Raw genomic sequence first — 16,432 nt, forward strand, 5'->3', positions numbered from 1 at the left:
TTTGAGCGCACATTAACGGCTTGCATGAGGGCTACGCCAGAGGCCGGGTGAAAAATATATAAAAGCGCGAGGTTCGCCGCTGGTTTGACGAAGTTACTCAGACCAGCGGTGCCCCTTAACGCTTAATGTGCAGCTCTACCCTGCGGTTTTGCGTCCGACCTTGTTCAGTTGCGTTATCGGCCACAGGCTGATTTTCGCCCATGCCCTGACTGGTCACTTTAGCCGCCGGGATCCCTTGGCTGATCAAGTAGGTGGCCACACTATTGGCGCGTCGCCCGGAAAGTTTTTGGTTGTAGGCATCTGAGCCTTGGCTGTCGGTGTAGCCAACGATGTTGATATTAACGATGTCAGCGTTGCTCAATTTAGCCATCAGAGGTGCCAGTTGATTGCGCGCCTCAGTAGTCAGTTCGGCCGAATCAAAGGCAAATAACACAGGCCCTTGATCACTCAGCGTTATGACCTCGTCTTGCACCACGACTGCTTCTGGCACGCTGGCTGTGGCCGGATATTGCGGCAGCGGGCAACCGTTGTGACTCACTGGCGTGTTGGCGGGGGTGTCGGGGCATTTGTCACGGCGATCAAACACGCCATCACCGTCTTCATCGCCGTCTTGGGCATAGCAGATCAGGCCGCCGGTAATCAGGCCCAATGCCGCGCCACCACCGGCCCAAGCCCCGCTTTCGATAGCGCCAAGCCCTCCGCCCACCAAGCCGCCGAGCAGGCTGCAAATAGGCCAGGTACGTTGATTTAGTGGGGCGGTGCCATCACTGGTAGTGCTACAGCCTGTCAGTACACCGCTCAGAAGAAGAGCCGGCAAAACGGCCCGTGATAGGACTTTCATCGTGAATGCTCCTGTGTCACCGGCCGATACCGGTTACACAGGAGTAAAGACCCGCATTCACGGCTACACAAGCCGCGCAGGACAAGGACCTCAGCGAATAATTTGAATCACCGTGCGGCGGTTTTGTGCGCGCCCCTCTGGCGTCTGATTGCTGGCCACAGGGTTCGATTCACCACCACCGGCCACAGACACAAATTGGCTGCGCGGCACACCGCTGTCGATCAAATAGTTGACCACTGCTTGCGCCCGCTCTTTCGACAGTTTGAGGTTGTAGGCTTCGCTGCCCACACTGTCGGTATAACCGGTGACTTTGAGCTGAGCATTGGCCGCATCTTTTTTCAGGCGTGCGGCAATAACGTTGAGTTTTTCCTTGTCTGTGGCAGTCAATTTTGCCGAGTTGAATTCAAAGTGAACGTCGCGCACCACAATGGTTTCTTCAACCACCACGACTTCCTGAACGACCACTACTTCCACTATCGGGCAACCTGTCGCATCAACCTGCACCCCTCTTGGCGTATCAGGGCATTTATCGCGGCTGTCAGGCACGCCATCTGCGTCCGCATCGCCATCACCATGCACCCAGCAATAAGCGGCAGCCATACCCGCGCCAAACACTGCCCCGCCGCCCGCCCAAGCCGAACTTTGTATGGCGCCCAACGCCGCCCCGCCCACACCACCAACGGCTGCGCAGGTGGGCCAGTCGGTTTTTTGCAACCCGGCGCAGCCCGTCAACACACTGGTGAGAACAATCAAAGGGACTGCTGTTCTGATAATGCTCATAAAGGGGTCTCTCCTGAGGGTCGGCGATTGGCCGATGCTCTGGAAGTAAAGACGCCGGTTTTGTTATGCGCCAGCAAAGTGCCATAAGCCTGCCCGACGTTAATGCCCCTAGGCCTATACGTCTTGGCACGCTAGTCTTGGGCGCTCTGATTGAGGACTTTCAATGACGCTTGGTATTTCGCCCCGTACACCCCAGCAAGCCTTGGCGGCACTGCTTGATCTTCATGCCCCGCAACGGCTGCTGATCGTTAGTGCTAGCAGCTTTCCCGCGCTGGCAGACTTTCAAACCGCGCATCCGACAGCATTGATTGCGCAAGCCGAGCCCGGTGTTTTGCCCGCAGACTTGGCGGCCCAGCGCTTTGACCTTGCTTTGATTGTCGATTGTCTGGAGCACTTACCCAAGCAGACAGGCCTGGAGCTGCTGGGAGGCATTCGTAACCTGAATGCGAGCCGTATCGCTGTGTTGGCTGATCTGACAGCTTGCGGCTGGAAAGAAACCGACTTTTTCGCTCTTGCCCTACAAAACAGCGAGCGTTTTCAGCGTGACGAACAGGAACTAAATCTGTTCACTTATGACCTACGTGAGTACAAACAAGTCCCCGATTGGCTAAATGCCAGGTTTTGGGCCAATCCCGAAAACTTTGGCAAATATTGGTGGTAAGCCGATGAGTACATCTATTTGTCCGTGTGGCAGCGGCAATTTGCTGGACGCCTGCTGTGGGCACTATCACGCCGGGCACCCCGCCCCAGGTGCCGAATCGCTGATGCGCTCGCGTTACAGCGCTTATGTGTTGGGGCTGATCGACTATCTGGTCGATACCACCCTGCCCGTACAACAGGCCGGGCTTGATCGGCTAGCGATCGCCGACTGGAGCGCCCGCAGTACGTGGCTAGGCCTGGAGGTGGAGCAAAGCGAAGTGTTTGGCGGTCAGCCTGAACATGCATTTGTAACCTTTACTGCACGCTGGCACGACCTACAAGGTGAACACAGCCACCGCGAACGCTCGTCATTTGTACAAAGCGCTGGCCGCTGGTATTTCATCGACCCCACAGTGCCGCTCAAAGTGGGTCGCAATGATGCCTGCCCCTGCGCAAGCGGTTTTAAGTTCAAAAAATGCTGTGCGGGGTTTTTCGGTAATTGAGTCGAGCTGACACGAGCTATCACGCAGTGGTTGCCTCGTGTTCACACACTCTTGAAGCACCTATTTCAGGCCTCGGTCTGTATTGGAGTAAGGAATGGATTCTCGGGCACGAATAACAACAATTATTGGCCTTGCGATGATCCTGGCGCTCTCAGGTTGCGCCTCTTGGTTTGAATCAGCCGACAAAGAACCCGAAGTTCATTTGGTTGAGGTCGAACTGGTTCAAGCCAAATTGCTAGAACAACGCTTCAAGCTGCACTTTCGGGTCGACAACCCCAATAACTCAACGCTTACGGTACGCGGGCTGACTTACAACGTTTATCTGGGGCCGATCCAACTGACCGAGGGCGAATACAGCGAGTGGTTCAGCGTGGAGCCCAAAAAGCATGCTGAGTTTATTGTCCCTGTACGCACCAACCTGTGGCAGCACGTCAAACCTTTGGTCAAATTGCTTGAGTCTCCTGAGCGTCCCATCCCTTATCGGCTTGAAGGTACGCTTCAAACGGGCTTGTTCTATGGGAACGACGTGCACCTGATGCGCAAAGGCGAGATAATCCCCGGCGATTTTATTCCAGAGTGATTGAGTAATGACCCAACAACCCCACGTTCACGGCCCAGACTGCAACCATGATCATGACCAGCATGATCACGCCCATGACCACGATAACGGTCACGTGCACGGCCCGAACTGCGGCCACGCTCACCAAGAGCCAGTGCGCAACGCCTTGAAAGACGTTGGCCGCAACGACCCTTGCCCATGCGGCAGCAGCAAAAAGTTCAAGAAGTGCCACGGCGCCTGATTCTTTAAAAGGCCCTGCAAACGCCGCACGAACCTTGGGTTCGCGCGGCGTTTTTGTTTTAGCACCGCCAAAATGCCTGCGCATAACTGCGTCAGGCACTTTCAACCCACACCTGATCTGGCGTAAAACTGACAGGGCGCTGCGAACTGCTAGACGCGCAAATGTCCCCTTCTGGAGCACTCCATGATCGATCTTTACTACTGGACCACGCCCAACGGCCACAAAGTTTCGTTGTTTCTTGAAGAGGCCGGGCTGCCTTACCGCATTCATCCGGTGAACATTGGTAAAAACGAACAGTTTGAACCGGCTTTTTTGAAAATTTCCCCAAACAATCGAATTCCGGCCATTGTTGATCAAACGCCGGCCGACGGCGGCGCTCCACTGTCATTGTTTGAGTCAGGGGCAATCTTGTTGTACCTCGCCGAGAAAACCGGACAGTTTCTGCCCAAAGATTTGCGTGGTCGGCAAATGGCATTGCAATGGCTGTTCTGGCAAATGGGTGGCTTGGGGCCGATGGCCGGGCAAAATCATCATTTCAACCTGTTTGCCCCAGAAAAAATCCCCTACGCCATCAAGCGTTATGTCGATGAAACCGCTCGCCTGTATCGAGTGCTGAACACCCAGTTGCAAGGCCGTGAGTTTGTTGCGGGCGACGAGTACAGCATTGCTGACATGGCAATCTACCCGTGGATCGTGCCCCATGAGCGCCAAGGTCAGAACTTGGATGACTTCCCGGCACTCAAAACCTGGTTCGAACGTGTCCAGGCCCGCCCGGCCACCGAACGCGCCTACGCACTGGTGGCCAAGATCAATCCACCCGCGTAAGTCACAGGCTCAGCTCGCTGGCGCCTCGTGTTGCGCCAGCATCTGTTCAAGGATGCGCCTGCCCAACTGCTCGGCAGTGCCTTGGGAGTCGATGTTGGCAAAACCGACCAGCAGTGCAGGCTGAGTGTCATCCCGGGTGCTCCACTGCGTCAACGCTTCGGCGTAAATACCCTCGTGACGTAAACGCTCAACCAACAAGCGATCTGACTGAGCTGGCGTGAGATGAAGAATGAGGTGCATGCCACCCGGCGCAGCATCTATACGCACCCGCTCACCCAACGCCAATTTGAGCCCTTTTGCCGTTGCCTCACGACGCTCGCCATAAAGCTTACGCATGCGCTGGATATGTCGCGCAAAGTGCCCTTGCATCATGAAAGCAGCGACGATGGCCTGTGTCAGATGAGGGCTACCGCCAAGACAGGTTTGGCTGGCGTGCTCAAATCGTTCGACTTGAGCACTCGGTACAACCAGATATGCAAGTCGCAACCCCGGGAACAGCACTTTGCTGAAAGTGCCGGCATAGAGCACTCGTCCAGCATGGTCCAGACTTTTAAGCGCAGGCAGCGGGCGGCTGACGTAGCGGTACTCACCGTCATAGTCATCTTCGACAATCCAGGCTTGCTGTCGTGTCGCCCACGCCAATAGCTCAAGCCTTCGATCCAGCGAGAGTGTGACGCACAACGGGCTTTGATGAGCGGGCGTGACAACTGCCGCACGGGCGTGCGCAAACCCCTCAACACCCAGCCCAACCCGCATGCCCTCCTGATCAACCTCAACAGGCACAGCGTTCATTTGAAGATGCTGCAAAAGCTGTCGGGTCAAGGGAAAGCCCGGATCTTCCACAAGTACGTTGTCACCGGGCTTAAGCAGTGCATGAGCAATGAGCGCCAATGTGTTGCGGTAACCCGACGTCACGAACACTTGTTCAGGCTGGCATGTAATCCCCCGGGCGACCTGCAAGTAGGACGCTATTGCTGTGCGTAACGCGGCTAGTCCGTAGACAGACGGATAAGCCATGTCCACGGTCTGTGCTGCACGCACGCATTTTGCACCCAATTGCGCCCAGATTTTCCTCGGAAAAGCATCCAGTGCAGGTAAGGCCAATTGAAGCGGCAATACCGCAGCAGGTTGTTGATTGATAGGCGCAGCCAGCGTGCTGGGGGCAGCGCCCACTAAAGCCTTGGCATCAATCCCGGGCGCCACAACCGTGCCCGCTTGCCCCCGCGACTGAATAAACCCTTCGGCGCTGAGCAATCCATAGGCGGCATCAATGGTTCCCCTCGCCAACCCCAGCTCTTTGGCCAGCGCCCTGGCGGAAGGCATGCGATCTCCGGGCTTGAGCACACTGTCAGCAATGGCCCCACGAAAACGCCAATACAGCTGCCTATACATCGGCTCTGTGGCGCAGGCGTCGAGGGGGAGAAAGCGATTATCCGAAGAGGTCATCTTGGTGGCCAATAGCATTTTTGAGCAATCATGGCCTAGCACTAAACATGGATCTTGGTTCTTTTTCAATAGGCCAAAGGGCTGCACTATGGCGCCCTTAAACACGCTCACTCAAGGATCCAACATGACGCATCGCCTTAATTACGCCGAAGCCTCCCCAGCCGGGTTCAAAGCCTTTTTAGGGGTTCATGGCTATGTACAGCAGTGCGGCCTGCCTGCCCTGCTTATCGACCTTGTTTACTTGCGCGTTTCGCAGATTAACGGCTGCGCCTACTGCATCGACATGCACTCGCGCGACCTGCTCAAGTTGGGCTTGTCGGTGGACAAACTTGTGCTGGTACCGGTATGGCACGAAGCAGGCGAACTTTTCACTGCCCGCGAGCGTGCTGCGCTGGCCTGGGCCGAAACTGTCACGCGCATTGGCGCAGCTGGCGTCCCGGATGCCGACTATGAAGCAGTCGGCGCAGCGTTCAACGATAAGGAACTGGCCGACCTGACCTATGCAATCGGTTTGATGAACGCATTCAATCGCTTCGGGGTGGCATTTCGCCCAACGCCTGCGGGCGCCGAAAAGGCTTAAGCCGGCTGTGTTTTTGTAGCGTCGGCGGCTCATTGCACTGAAGGCCGCAGCGCTTTGCGACCCAAAAAAGCGATGCGCTAATGACAGGGGGTGGCAGCACTTACAGCCGCCAAAGCAGCCAACTAGCGAGGCGATGCAAAGCAATTATTCGGGTGTTTTAGATACCGCTTGCGCGGCGTGATCGGCGTCACTAACGTAGCGCCTTTCGATGACATTACCCCCGCAGGAGCTTTGCCATGGCCTCGCCAGCCCTTACTCATTTTCTACCTCGGTTCGGCGTTGCCGCGGCAGTGGTCAGCCTGCTGGGCTTGACCGGTTGCCAGATAAACAACCACTCCAGCGAAAGCCTTATTCCCACCTCCGGTGTGCAGCCACTCAAAGGGCTGGCGCAAAATGTGTCGGTGCGCCGTAACAGTCAGGGTATGCCGCTGATCGAAAGCAGCAGCTTTCACGATGCACTGTTCACGCTGGGCTATGTGCATGCCAGTGATCGCATCAGCCAAATGGTACGCCTGCGGTTGTTAGCCCAAGGTCGGTTGGCGGAGTTAGAAGGCAGCGACGCACTCGACACAGATCGCCTGATGCGCAGCATCAACCTCAAAAAGACGGCGGCCGAACTCTACAAAAGCTCGTCGCCACGCCTCAAAAAGTTCTTTGAAGTGTATGCACGCGGGGTCAACGCTTATTTGTTCCGCTACCGCGACAAACTCCCGGCTGACCTCGCCCAGGCTGGCTATAAAGCCGAATACTGGAAGCCTGAAGACTCTGCGCTGATGTTCAGCCTGTTGAGCTTCTCAACCTCGGTCAACCTGCAAGAAGAGCTCAACGCGCTGGTGCTCGCGCAGAAAGTCGGCGCTGAAAAACTCGCATGGCTGACACCAACGTACCCCAATGAGCAATTGCCAACGGATGAAGCCAACAAGCTCAAAGGGCTGAATCTGACAGGCCTGAACGACGTCACCCAAGCCCTTGAGCGCGTCAGCCAACTCAACCTGCCTGGGGTTACTGCGTCCAGCGACTGGGCCATTGGCCCGCAACGCAGTCGCAGCGGCAAAAGTTTGCTGGCCAATGACATTCATCAGCCGATTGGCATTCCGTCAGCCTGGAGCTTCGTGCAAATTCGGGCGCCAAAATATCAGGCTGCTGGCGCTTCAATTGCAGGTCTGCCAACACTTTTTGCCGGTTTTAACGGCAAGGTGGCATGGGGCATGAGCATGGCTATGGGGGATAACCAGGATGTGTTCCTCGAAAAACTCAAACGTCAGGGCAACAGCTTGTACTACCAAGCTGACGGAAAATGGCTACCCGCCACTGTGCGTAACGAAACCTATTTCATCAAAGGCCAGCGTCCTCTTCGCGAAGCCGTTTACGAAACACGCCACGGCCCCCTACTCAACAGCGCCTTGGGTGACCCAAATGCACTCAACAGCCCCCTTGGGCTGGCGCTGAAAACCCCGGAGTTGAAGGGCGATAAAACCCTTGATGCGTTTTTTGACCTTTCGCGCGCGCAAAACAGCGAAAGCGCCTCCGATGCCAGCCGCGAAATACGCGCTATTGCACTCAACCTTCTGTATGCCGACGCCAGCCATATCGGTTGGCAAGTGACCGGTTCGTACCCTAATCGCCGCGAAGGGCTGGGTTTATTCCCTTCACCGGGCTGGGACAGCCGCTACGATTGGGACGGCTACGCCGACCCGATGCTGCACCCTTACGATCAAGACCCAGCACAAGGCTGGCTAGGCACAGCCAACCAGCGTACCGCCGCTTATGGCTATGGCATGCAGCTGTCCAATTCGTGGCTGGCCCCTGAGCGTAGCGAACGCATCGCCCAGCTGGCAGGCAGCGGCAAGCAAGACGCCCGCAGCATGATCGCGATGCAGTACGACCAAACCACGCTCTTTGCGGCAAAACTCAAGACTATGTTCACCGCTGCGGGCATGGCGCAACCGCTAAAACACGCTATTGCTGCACTGCCTGCGGGAGATCAAGCCAAAGCCCGTGAGGCGCTAAGCCGCTTGATGGCTTTTGACGGCAAACTCAGCCCAACATCGGCCGATGCCGCGCTGTATGAACTGTTTTTGCAAGAAAGCACACGCCAACTCTTTCTTGATGAGCTAGGCCCCGAATCCAGCGCCAGCTGGAAAGCCTTTATCGCCAACGGCAATTTGTCGTATTCGGCTCAAGCCGACCACTTGTTGGGCCGTGAAGACAGCCCGTTTTGGGACGACGTTCGCACCCCGCAAAAAGAAGATAAACCAACCATTCTGGCCCGCAGCCTGGCATCAGCCATCAGCACGGGAGACAGCCTGATGGGCAGCGATCACACAGCTTGGCAATGGGGCAAATTGCATCACTACCTGTGGCGCAATGCTAATGGCCAAACCGTACGCGGCCCCATTGCCGCTGGTGGTGATCACACCACGCTGAACATTGCTGCGTACAACGCGGGCAGCAACAACTTCGAGACCACGTTGATACCAGCGATGCGCATGATCGTAGACTTCGGGCAAATCGAACCGATGATGGGGCAAAACAGCAGCGGGCAGTCCAGTAACCCGGCCAGCCCACATTATGCTGACGGCATTGATCCTTGGCTCAAGGGTCAATACATCAGCTTCCCGATGCAGCCGCAGAACTTCGACAGAAGCTACGGTAAAACCCGTCTGACACTGGTGCCAGGCAAGTAAGACCAACACGCGCGTTCACCCAGCACAGCGGCAAACAACAGGACTGATCCATGCAATTACAGCGACATCAGATTCATCCTTTACTGGCCCCTGTGCCTGGCACTGAACGACAGATTCACAGTTTTCATTTTGGGCCTGCCCAGCCGACAGGAAAGATCTACATTCAGGCCTCGCTGCATGCCGACGAACTGCCTGGCATGCTTGTCGCCTGGCACCTGAAACAGCGTTTGGCCGAACTGGAAAGCGCCGGGCGACTGCGCAGCGAAGTGGTGTTGGTGCCCGTGGCCAATCCGGTCGGGCTGGAACAGGTGTTGATGGATTTCCCGCTAGGGCGCTATGAGCTGGAAAGCGGGCAAAATTTCAATCGCAACTTCTTGGACTTAAGTACGCAAATCGGCGATCAAGTTGAAGGCCTGCTGAACGACGATCCCAAGCACAACCTGCCTATCATCCGCCGCCATTTACGCGATGCCTTGATGGCGCAAACGCCCAAAACACAGCTGCAATCTCAGCGTCTGATTTTGCAAACATTGGCCTGCGACGCCGATGTGGTACTTGATCTGCATTGCGATTTCGAAGCCGTCGCGCACCTTTACACCACGCCACAGGCCTGGCCTCAAGTCGAACCGCTGGCTCGTTATCTGGGCGCGCAGGCCAGCCTGCTGGCGACTGACTCAGGCGGACTGTCGTTTGATGAGTGCTTTACCCTGTTGTGGTGGTCGTTACAGCAACGTTTCGCTGATTGCTTTGCGATCCCGCAGGGCAGTCTTTCTGTGACGGTTGAGCTGCGCGGGCAAGGCGAGGTCAGCCATGAGCTGGCAGAGCGCGATTGCCAGGCCTTGATTGACTACTTGATTGCCTACGGAGCCATTGAGGGCGAGCCTCAGCCTTTGCCTGCCCTGCTTTACCCCGCAACCCCCTTGGCAGGCGTCGAACCTGTTGCCACGCCTGTAGGAGGCTTGCTGGTGTTTAGCGCCAAACCTGGCGACTACCTACAAGCAGGGCAACAGGTCGCTGAAATCATCGATCCGATCAATGACCGCGTCACTCCCATATACGCCACAAATGCAGGCGTGCTCTACGCGCGATCACTCCGGCGTATGGCAACAGCGGGCATGGTGGTTGCCCATGTGGCGGGCAGCAAGGCTTATCGCAGTGGCTACCTGCTTTCATCTTGAAAGCAGCCTGACCAGCAAGCAGCCTGCGGCAGCTACCACAGGCATTGATGGCCGCTTGTTACGCAACGGGGGCAGGTGGCGGCTCATCAGGCAGTGTCGGCACACCAGGCTCTTGCGGTTGGGTGGGATCGGTATCAGGGTCAGGCTGGCCGGGAATGCCACCAGCATGTAACGGGGGATGAGCCAGCAACGACCAGGCCAAAAGTCCCACTTGATTGGGCTCAAGGCTTGCAAGCTGAGCGTGGATACTCGGATCGATCTTCATTAGGGCACTCCTGAGCGATGACCCGGCTCGCTGGGTGCGTAACCGGGAATACGATCAATAGAGTGCTTTGTCGCTCAGGAATTCCCTCAGCCGATCAGGTACGAGGCAAGGTTACGCCGCGCTGCCCTTGGTACTTGCCACCACGGTCTTTGTAAGACACTTCACATTCTTCATCGGACTCAAAGAACAGCATCTGAGCCACGCCTTCATTCGCGTAGATTTTGGCGGGCAGCGTGGTGGTATTGGAGAACTCCAGCGTTACGTGACCTTCCCACTCAGGCTCCAGCGGCGTCACGTTAACGATGATCCCGCAACGCGCGTAGGTGCTTTTGCCCAGACAGATAGTCAGCACGTTCCGTGGAATACGGAAGTACTCAACAGTGCGCGCCAAGGCGAAAGAGTTAGGCGGGATGATGCACACGTCACTGGTGACATCAACGAAGCTGCCTTCATCGAAGTTTTTCGGATCAACGGTGGCCGAGTTGATATTGGTGAAGACTTTGAATTCGTTTGCGCAGCGAACGTCGTAACCGTAGCTCGACACGCCGTAAGAAATCAGACGATCAGCCCCTTCACCGCGTACCTGACGCTCGACAAAGGGTTCGATCATGCCGTGCTCTTGCGCCATGCGGCGAATCCACTTGTCTGACTTGATGCTCATGGCGGGTGTCCTGAATAGCGAGGTGGAAAAAACTGTGCGCCATCTTACCGGGGCGCAGGGCTCGGTTCAAAGACTGGCGTAAAAAACTCAAAAATAGCTTTAGGAGCCGTGAATACAGGCAGTTGAGCTAACCGTCAGTCACGTTTTTAGAGAAACCTTCGCAAAGACCCTTTGCACGTTTGAAAAAAAGCGTTAAGGTGGCGCCACTGTGTTGCTTGTGTCACTGAGAATCTCTACACGATATGTTGAATTTCGATCCAACCATCTCCAAGAATTTTTCCTGCTCTTTGCACTCAGTCTCGGCCAGGGCTTTTCCTGCGTCGCAGTTATCTTTGTCCAAGGAGTTACACCATGTCTAATCGCCAAACTGGTACCGTTAAGTGGTTCAACGATGAAAAAGGCTTCGGCTTCATCACTCCACAATCCGGTGACGACCTGTTTGTTCACTTCAAAGCAATCCAATCCGACGGCTTCAAAAGCCTGAAAGAAGGCCAACAGGTTTCTTTCATCGCTACTCGCGGTCAGAAAGGCATGCAAGCTGAGGAAGTACAAGTTATCTAACTTGTATTGATCCAGTAAAAAACCCCGCCCTTAAAAGCGGGGTTTTTTTATGCCCGCAAAAAAGCCAATCATCGTGGCTTTTACTGCAAAGCTTGCGCTCACCCCAGCAGGGCAAGCGCTTCGTACTCAGTCGTCGCTTTCAGTGATGCTCGGCATCGCCTGAGAAATCGCCTCTTGTTGAACAATCCGCGCACCTACGTGACGAGCCAACTCCTGATACATCAGCGCAATAGGGCCATCAGGCTCTGCGATAACAGTCGGCTTGCCGTTGTCCGCCTGCTCGCGAATCTCCATCGACAAAGGCAATGACGCCAACACCTCAACGCCGTATTGAGTCGCGAGCTTCTCGCCGCCGCCCTCACCGAACAAATGCTCTGCATGACCGCAGTTGGTGCAGATGTGAACGGCCATGTTTTCGACAACGCCCAACACCGGGATGTTGACCTTGCGGAACATCTCGACACCCTTGCGCGCATCGAGCAAAGCGAGGTCCTGTGGCGTCGTCACAATCACAGAGCCCGTGACCGGCACTTTTTGCGCCAAGGTCAGTTGAATATCGCCAGTGCCAGGCGGCATATCGATAACCAGATAATCCAGGTCATTCCAAGCGGTCTGCGTCACCAACTGCAAGAGAGCGCCAGAAACCATCGGGCCACGCCACACCATCGGCGTGTTGTCGTCAGTCAGAAATGCCATCGACATAACTTCAACACCATGAGCCTCAATGGGTACAAACCACTTCTGATCACGGATCTTCGGTCGAGAACCCTCGGCAATACCAAACATCACACCTTGGCTCGGGCCATAGATATCGGCATCCAGAATTCCGACTCGGGCGCCTTCACGAGCCAGCGCCAATGCCAGGTTGGCAGCCGTCGTCGACTTGCCGACGCCGCCCTTGCCTGAGGCCACGGCTACAATGTTTTTCACATTGGCCAGCCCCGGAATTTGCGCCTGAGCTTTGTGCGCCGCAATTATGCACGTAATTTCAACCTTGGCCGATGTCACACCATCGATATTTTCAATGGCCATTTGCAACATTTGCGCCCAGCCACTCTTGAACAAGCCCGCCGCATAGCCCAACTGCAGCTCAACAGTAACTCGCTCGTTTTGGATCTCGATAGTGCGCACGCATCCGGCACTGACAGGGTCCTGATTCAAGTAAGGATCAGTGTATTGGCGAAGGACGGCCTCCACCGCTGCGCGATTGACTGCGCTCATGGGCAACTCCCGAAAAAGACTGAGTAAAACAGGCCGCTATCCTAACCCTTATAAAGCCGACGCTGCAGGCTTTTGCAAAGGCTAAAAACACCTTAAAGCACCAGATAAGCACCCGTGGGGTGAAATAAATTGTCCGGCGCTTTATAGTGGCCGACCACCGTCTCATCAAGTAGCCGAGCCCCATGTCCGAGCCACGCAAGATCCTCGTCACCAGCGCCCTGCCCTATGCCAATGGTTCAATCCACCTTGGCCATATGCTTGAGTACATCCAGACCGATATGTGGGTGCGCTTCCAAAAGCATCGCGGCAATCAATGCACTTACGTCTGCGCAGACGACGCTCACGGCTCGGCAATCATGTTGCGCGCCGAGAAAGAAGGCATCACGCCAGAGCAACTGATCGCCAACGTCCAGGCTGAACACAGCGCCGACTTTTCCGAGTTCCTCGTTGACTTCGATAACTTCCACTCGACCCACGCTGAAGAAAACCGTGAACTGTCGAATGCGATTTACATCAAGTTGCGCGAGGCTGGCCACATTGCCACTCGCTCGATCACTCAGTATTTCGACCCGGAAAAGAAAATGTTCCTGGCCGACCGCTTCATCAAGGGCACCTGCCCTAAATGCAGCGCTGAAGATCAGTACGGCGACAACTGTGAAAAATGCGGGGCAACCTATGCTCCAACTGACTTGAAGAACCCTAAGTCTGCAATTTCGGGTGCCACGCCGGTGCTCAAGGACTCCCAGCACTTCTTCTTCAAGCTGCCTGACTTCGACGCCATGCTTAAAAGCTGGACCCGAAGCGGCGCGCTGCAAGATGCAGTGGCAAACAAAATCGCTGAATGGTTAGACTCGGGCCTGCAAGAATGGGACATCTCCCGCGATGCACCGTACTTCGGCTTCGAAATTCCGGGCGAGCCTGGCAAATACTTCTACGTATGGCTGGATGCCCCTATCGGGTACATGGCCAGCTTCAAAAACCTGTGTGCACGTCGACCAGACCTAGACTTCGACGCATACTGGGCCAAAGACTCCACCACCGAGCTGTATCACTTTATCGGTAAGGACATCGTGAACTTCCACGCTTTGTTCTGGCCGGCCATGCTCGAAGGGGCAGGCTACCGCAAGCCAACGGCGATCAACGTTCACGGCTATCTAACGGTAAATGGGCAAAAAATGTCCAAATCACGCGGCACCTTTATCAAGGCCCGCACCTACCTTGATCACCTGTCGCCGGAATACCTGCGCTATTACTATGCTTCCAAGCTCGGTCGTGGCGTTGATGACCTGGACCTCAACCTCGAAGACTTCGTACAAAAAGTTAATTCGGACCTCGTCGGCAAGGTAGTGAACATCGCCAGTCGTTGTGCAGGCTTCATCCACAAAGGCAACGCCGGCGTGATGGTAGAAGGCAATGCGGCCCCTGAATTGACCGACGCCTTTCTCGCTGCAGCACCGAGTATCGCCGACGCTTATGAAGCTCGCGATTTCGCACGAGCCATGCGTGAAATCATGGGCCTGGCCGACCGGGCCAACGCCTGGATTGCTGAAAAAGCGCCGTGGGCAATGGCCAAACAGGAAGGTAAGCAAGACGAAGTTCAGGCTGTCTGCGCGCTGGGCATCAACCTGTTTCGCCAGCTCGTCATTTTCCTCAAGCCGGTACTACCCGTTCTGGCAGCCGATGCAGAAGCATTCCTGAATGTTTCGCCGTTGACGTGGGCCGATCACAGCACCTTGTTGGCGAACCATCAGTTAAACGCGTTCAAACCCCTGATGACACGCATCGACCCGGTAAAAGTACAAGCCATGACCGACGCATCGAAAGAAGACTTGGTTGCGAGCCAAACGGATACCGGTGCCGCCCCCCCTCAAGGCAATGGCGAGCTGGTCAAGGAGCCTCTGGCAGCGGAAATTGACTTCGATGCCTTTGCCGCCGTCGACCTGCGCGTCGCATTGATCCTCAAGGCTGAAGCTGTAGAAGGCGCAGACAAATTGCTGCGTCTGACACTGGATATCGGTGATGAGCAACGCAACGTATTCTCTGGCATCAAGAGCGCTTACCCTAACCCGGCAGAACTCGAAGGTCGTTTGACCATGATGATTGCCAATTTAAAGCCGCGCAAAATGCGCTTCGGGATATCCGAAGGCATGGTGATGGCAGCCGGCCCTGGCGGTGAAGAAATTTACCTGCTGAGCCCGGACAGCGGCGCCAAGCCTGGTCAACGCATCAAGTAACACATCCCCTTATCCGCTAACGGCCTATTGGCTGTTAGCGGATATTCAGGTGTAGCCACCTGTCTTGCCTTGCCGGATAATCAGCCCCCGTTGATTTAACCGCATCATTAATGACCGACTTGGCATTGCTGCTTAATGGTCTGATTTTTATTAACCACTGCGCATGATGAGTGCCCGCACGGGTGCGTGCCCGCTGTCGCTGGACTGATCACCCCATGAGCCTGATTCAACGTATTGACGCTTTACTGCCGCAAACCCAATGCGGAAAGTGTGGCCACCCTGGCTGCAAACCTTATGCGCAAGGCATTGCCCAAGGTGAGGCCATCAATAAATGCCCGCCCGGCGGGACTGAAACAATCGCGGCATTGGCCAGCCTGCTCAGCATCCCCGTACTTGCATTAGAGACAGAGCGCGGTGAAGCCCCTGCACAAATCGCTTATATTCGCGAAGCTGAGTGCATAGGTTGCACCAAATGTATTCAAGCCTGCCCGGTTGACGCCATTCTTGGCGCTGCCAAACTTATGCATACCGTGATTACAGATGAATGCACTGGTTGCGACCTCTGCGTGGCCCCCTGCCCTGTTGACTGCATAGAAATGCGCCCGCTGCCTGACCGGGTGATCCCGATTGTCGGCGCACTGACACTCACACGCGCACAATACGATGCTCGCAGACACAAGCGCGACCACACCAGACGCCGCTTTGAGCGCCGTAACGAACGACTAAGCCTTGAAGAGCAACACAAGCAAGCTGAGCGCCTGGCACGCGCACAGCGTATATCGACCACCCCACTGGCCAGCCGCATTGAGCCGCAGGCAAACAGCGCAAGCCAGGCCAACGACGCAGTACTTAAAAAGGCCAAAGTCACGCTGGCTATGGCACGCGCGCAACTGAACAAATCACTGAAAGCATTTGGTCATCCGCCGACTTCACAGCAACAGGCTCAGCTCGTAGCACTTCAGGAACAATTTGAAGCAGCTGAACAAGCACTGGCTCAGCTAGAAAACGCCCCCGCCATCGCCAAGGCCGCACCCGCCAGTCATAACGCAGAGCTCAAGCGCGCAAAAATTCAATTGGCCATGCGTCGAGCCGCCCTCAAAAAGGCCATCACTGATGAGCAGGCTAGCGAACAACTCGCGCTGCTCGCTGAGGCCGTAACTCAAGCCGAACAAACACTTCACAATGCTGAGCCACGCAAAGACTGATAATCT

17 protein-coding genes are annotated in these 16,432 nt (G+C 55.7%); 11 read left to right on the forward strand and 6 right to left on the reverse strand.

The window, feature by feature from the left end; translation table 11 throughout:
* Window positions 1-115: 115 nt before the first annotated feature.
* Together ACZRJQ_RS06515 and ACZRJQ_RS06520 are read right to left on the reverse strand one after the other, a co-directional pair.
* Window positions 116-841, reverse strand: coding sequence for a PA1041 family peptidoglycan-binding anchor lipoprotein (locus tag ACZRJQ_RS06515; RefSeq protein WP_463977558.1), 726 nt, complete (start codon window positions 839-841; stop codon window positions 116-118).
* 90 nt (window positions 842-931) lie between these two features.
* Entirely contained in the window at window positions 932-1,621 is a 690-nt protein-coding gene (locus ACZRJQ_RS06520; RefSeq protein ID WP_463977559.1) for a PA1041 family peptidoglycan-binding anchor lipoprotein, read from the reverse strand.
* Window positions 1,622-1,784: 163 nt separating this feature from the next.
* Between ACZRJQ_RS06520 and ACZRJQ_RS06525 the strand changes: the two genes are divergently transcribed.
* The 5 genes from ACZRJQ_RS06525 (at window position 1,785) to ACZRJQ_RS06545 (ending at window position 4,388) form a co-directional block, all read left to right on the forward strand.
* On the forward strand, window positions 1,785-2,282 hold the full coding sequence (locus ACZRJQ_RS06525) for a DUF6231 family protein (protein ID WP_463977560.1): 498 nt from the start codon (window positions 1,785-1,787) through the stop codon (window positions 2,280-2,282).
* A 4-nt stretch (window positions 2,283-2,286) separates the two neighbouring features.
* Window positions 2,287-2,763, forward strand: coding sequence for a YchJ family protein (locus ACZRJQ_RS06530; RefSeq protein ID WP_463977561.1), 477 nt, complete (start codon window positions 2,287-2,289; stop codon window positions 2,761-2,763).
* Between the two features lie 94 nt (window positions 2,764-2,857).
* Window positions 2,858-3,343, forward strand: coding sequence for an LEA/WHy family protein (locus ACZRJQ_RS06535; protein ID WP_463977562.1), 486 nt, complete (start codon window positions 2,858-2,860; stop codon window positions 3,341-3,343).
* A 7-nt stretch (window positions 3,344-3,350) separates the two neighbouring features.
* The gene (locus ACZRJQ_RS06540) at window positions 3,351-3,563 is read left to right on the forward strand and encodes an SEC-C metal-binding domain-containing protein (protein WP_048362703.1); all 213 of its coding nucleotides are present in this window, start codon (window positions 3,351-3,353) and stop codon (window positions 3,561-3,563) included.
* Between the two features lie 183 nt (window positions 3,564-3,746).
* Window positions 3,747-4,388 carry a glutathione binding-like protein gene (locus ACZRJQ_RS06545; RefSeq protein ID WP_463977563.1) on the forward strand — a complete coding sequence of 214 codons (642 nt, stop codon included), beginning with the start codon at window positions 3,747-3,749 and terminating at the stop codon, window positions 4,386-4,388.
* A 9-nt stretch (window positions 4,389-4,397) separates the two neighbouring features.
* On the opposite strand, the gene pdxR is transcribed toward ACZRJQ_RS06545, so the two are convergent.
* Window positions 4,398-5,834, reverse strand: coding sequence for a MocR-like pyridoxine biosynthesis transcription factor PdxR (pdxR, locus tag ACZRJQ_RS06550; protein ID WP_463977564.1), 1,437 nt, complete (start codon window positions 5,832-5,834; stop codon window positions 4,398-4,400).
* A 124-nt stretch (window positions 5,835-5,958) separates the two neighbouring features.
* On the opposite strand from pdxR, the gene ACZRJQ_RS06555 reads away from it, so the two are divergent.
* The 3 genes from ACZRJQ_RS06555 to ACZRJQ_RS06565 all read left to right on the forward strand — a co-directional run bounded on the left by ACZRJQ_RS06555 (window position 5,959) and on the right by ACZRJQ_RS06565 (window position 10,279).
* On the forward strand, window positions 5,959-6,414 hold the full coding sequence (locus ACZRJQ_RS06555; protein ID WP_463977565.1) for a carboxymuconolactone decarboxylase family protein: 456 nt from the start codon (window positions 5,959-5,961) through the stop codon (window positions 6,412-6,414).
* A gap of 236 nt (window positions 6,415-6,650) precedes the next feature.
* Complete coding sequence (locus ACZRJQ_RS06560; protein WP_463977566.1) at window positions 6,651-9,101, forward strand: penicillin acylase family protein; 2,451 nt, start codon at window positions 6,651-6,653, stop codon at window positions 9,099-9,101.
* A gap of 50 nt (window positions 9,102-9,151) precedes the next feature.
* Window positions 9,152-10,279 carry a succinylglutamate desuccinylase/aspartoacylase family protein gene (locus ACZRJQ_RS06565; RefSeq protein ID WP_463977567.1) on the forward strand — a complete coding sequence of 376 codons (1,128 nt, stop codon included), beginning with the start codon at window positions 9,152-9,154 and terminating at the stop codon, window positions 10,277-10,279.
* Between the two features lie 58 nt (window positions 10,280-10,337).
* Here ACZRJQ_RS06565 and ACZRJQ_RS06570 read toward each other — a convergent pair whose 3' ends face one another.
* Window positions 10,338-10,544, reverse strand: coding sequence for a hypothetical protein (locus tag ACZRJQ_RS06570; protein ID WP_463977568.1), 207 nt, complete (start codon window positions 10,542-10,544; stop codon window positions 10,338-10,340).
* Window positions 10,545-10,638: 94 nt separating this feature from the next.
* The gene (gene dcd / locus ACZRJQ_RS06575; RefSeq protein ID WP_019411020.1) at window positions 10,639-11,205 is read right to left on the reverse strand and encodes a dCTP deaminase; all 567 of its coding nucleotides are present in this window, start codon (window positions 11,203-11,205) and stop codon (window positions 10,639-10,641) included.
* A 351-nt stretch (window positions 11,206-11,556) separates the two neighbouring features.
* Here dcd and ACZRJQ_RS06580 point away from each other — a divergent pair, with 351 nt between their 5' ends.
* On the forward strand, window positions 11,557-11,766 hold the full coding sequence (locus ACZRJQ_RS06580; protein WP_002554837.1) for a cold-shock protein: 210 nt from the start codon (window positions 11,557-11,559) through the stop codon (window positions 11,764-11,766).
* 126 nt (window positions 11,767-11,892) lie between these two features.
* Here the strand turns inward: ACZRJQ_RS06580 and apbC are convergent, their stop codons facing one another.
* Entirely contained in the window at window positions 11,893-12,987 is a 1,095-nt protein-coding gene (gene apbC / locus ACZRJQ_RS06585; protein WP_463977569.1) for an iron-sulfur cluster carrier protein ApbC, read from the reverse strand.
* 182 nt (window positions 12,988-13,169) lie between these two features.
* Between apbC and metG the strand changes: the two genes are divergently transcribed.
* Both metG and rsxB read left to right on the forward strand, forming a co-directional pair.
* Window positions 13,170-15,221: a methionine--tRNA ligase gene (gene metG, locus ACZRJQ_RS06590; protein WP_463977570.1), complete on the forward strand. Its 2,052-nt coding sequence runs from the start codon at window positions 13,170-13,172 to the stop codon at window positions 15,219-15,221.
* Between the two features lie 215 nt (window positions 15,222-15,436).
* Window positions 15,437-16,426 (forward strand): electron transport complex subunit RsxB, encoded by a 990-nt coding sequence (gene rsxB, locus ACZRJQ_RS06595; RefSeq protein WP_463977571.1) that lies wholly within the window; start codon window positions 15,437-15,439, stop codon window positions 16,424-16,426.
* Window positions 16,427-16,432: the final 6 nt, after the last annotated feature.

The organism is Pseudomonas sp. E315 (assembly GCF_055406205.1).

Excerpts from the sequence above, each read along its gene's own strand:
- ACZRJQ_RS06515 (WP_463977558.1), bottom strand. The coding sequence starts at position 841 with ATGAAAGTCCTATCACGGGCCGTTTTGCCGGCTCTTCTTCTGAGCGGT.
- ACZRJQ_RS06520 (WP_463977559.1), bottom strand. The coding sequence starts at position 1,621 with ATGAGCATTATCAGAACAGCAGTCCCTTTGATTGTTCTCACCAGTGTG.
- ACZRJQ_RS06525 (WP_463977560.1), top strand. The coding sequence starts at position 1,785 with ATGACGCTTGGTATTTCGCCCCGTACACCCCAGCAAGCCTTGGCGGCA.
- ACZRJQ_RS06530 (WP_463977561.1), top strand. The coding sequence starts at position 2,287 with ATGAGTACATCTATTTGTCCGTGTGGCAGCGGCAATTTGCTGGACGCC.
- ACZRJQ_RS06535 (WP_463977562.1), top strand. The coding sequence starts at position 2,858 with ATGGATTCTCGGGCACGAATAACAACAATTATTGGCCTTGCGATGATC.
- ACZRJQ_RS06540 (WP_048362703.1), top strand. The coding sequence starts at position 3,351 with ATGACCCAACAACCCCACGTTCACGGCCCAGACTGCAACCATGATCAT.
- ACZRJQ_RS06545 (WP_463977563.1), top strand. The coding sequence starts at position 3,747 with ATGATCGATCTTTACTACTGGACCACGCCCAACGGCCACAAAGTTTCG.
- pdxR (WP_463977564.1), bottom strand. The coding sequence starts at position 5,834 with ATGACCTCTTCGGATAATCGCTTTCTCCCCCTCGACGCCTGCGCCACA.
- ACZRJQ_RS06555 (WP_463977565.1), top strand. The coding sequence starts at position 5,959 with ATGACGCATCGCCTTAATTACGCCGAAGCCTCCCCAGCCGGGTTCAAA.
- ACZRJQ_RS06560 (WP_463977566.1), top strand. The coding sequence starts at position 6,651 with ATGGCCTCGCCAGCCCTTACTCATTTTCTACCTCGGTTCGGCGTTGCC.
- ACZRJQ_RS06565 (WP_463977567.1), top strand. The coding sequence starts at position 9,152 with ATGCAATTACAGCGACATCAGATTCATCCTTTACTGGCCCCTGTGCCT.
- ACZRJQ_RS06570 (WP_463977568.1), bottom strand. The coding sequence starts at position 10,544 with ATGAAGATCGATCCGAGTATCCACGCTCAGCTTGCAAGCCTTGAGCCC.
- dcd (WP_019411020.1), bottom strand. The coding sequence starts at position 11,205 with ATGAGCATCAAGTCAGACAAGTGGATTCGCCGCATGGCGCAAGAGCAC.
- ACZRJQ_RS06580 (WP_002554837.1), top strand. The coding sequence starts at position 11,557 with ATGTCTAATCGCCAAACTGGTACCGTTAAGTGGTTCAACGATGAAAAA.
- apbC (WP_463977569.1), bottom strand. The coding sequence starts at position 12,987 with ATGAGCGCAGTCAATCGCGCAGCGGTGGAGGCCGTCCTTCGCCAATAC.
- metG (WP_463977570.1), top strand. The coding sequence starts at position 13,170 with ATGTCCGAGCCACGCAAGATCCTCGTCACCAGCGCCCTGCCCTATGCC.
- rsxB (WP_463977571.1), top strand. The coding sequence starts at position 15,437 with ATGAGCCTGATTCAACGTATTGACGCTTTACTGCCGCAAACCCAATGC.